The sequence below is a fragment of the Corallococcus exercitus genome, assembly GCF_003611585.1.
In the GTDB taxonomy this organism is placed as follows: domain Bacteria; phylum Myxococcota; class Myxococcia; order Myxococcales; family Myxococcaceae; genus Corallococcus; species Corallococcus exercitus.
In genome coordinates this window covers 1-874 of record NZ_RAVW01000825.1, presented here as the reverse complement: position 1 = coordinate 874, position 874 = coordinate 1, and the positions used below count along the sequence as shown (strand labels likewise).

Below are 874 nucleotides of genomic sequence, written 5' to 3'. Positions count from 1 at the left end.
CCCCGGCGTGACTGCACGGGCGGGCGAGGACGATCCGTCGGCAGGTCCAGTGCGGACGGAGCCCCCGCGAGCTGCTGCTTCCAGTAACCCAGCTGCGCGTCCAGGGCCTCGCCCTGGAGCCAGCCTCGCTGCCACAGGGCGAAGTCCGCGTACTGCACGGGCAGCGGCGGCAGGACGGGAGCCCGGCCGGTGCTGAAGGCCTCGTAGAAGGCCGCGACTTCCCGGACGAGGACGCCCATGGACCAGCCGTCGGAGACGATGTGGTGCATCGTCACCAGCAGCAGGTGCGAGTCCTGTCCCAGCCGCACCAGCGTGCTGCGCAGCAGCGGGCCCGTGGTGAGGTGGAAGGGACGCCGGGCCTCCATGGCCGCCGCGCGCTGCGCCTCTTCCTCGCGCTGGGACTCGGGGAGGGTGGTCAGGTCGATGAGGGGCAGCTCCCAACCGGAGGGAGGCTGGATGCATTGCGACGGCTCTTCGTGCTCGGCGGAGAGCGTGGTGCGCAGCGATTCGTGGCGGTCCACCAGCGCCTCGAAGGCGCGGCGCAACGACTCCACGTCCACCTGCCCCGTCAGCCGCAGGGCGGTGGGGATGTTGTACGAGATGTCACCGGGCTGGAGTTGATCCAACAGCCAGAGTCGCTGCTGGGCGAAGGACAGCGGAATGACGCGTTCGCGCGACGAGGGCCGCAGCGGCGGAGCACGGAGCGCGGAGGACTGAGCGCCTGCGAGCTTCGGCGCGAGCGCTTCAACGGTGGGGGATTCGAAGAGGGCCCGCAGCGGCAGCTCTACCGCGAACGTGGCGCGCACGCGCGAGACGAGCTGGGTGGCCAGCAGCGAATGGCCGCCGAGCGCGAAGAAGTCGTCCTGCAATCCGA

1 protein-coding gene is annotated in these 874 nt (G+C 70.8%); it reads right to left on the bottom strand.

Annotation, left to right across the window (positions count from 1 at the left end):
- On the bottom strand, nt 1-874 hold an 874-nt coding region (locus tag D7W79_RS42350; RefSeq protein WP_244222286.1), incomplete at both ends, for a condensation domain-containing protein.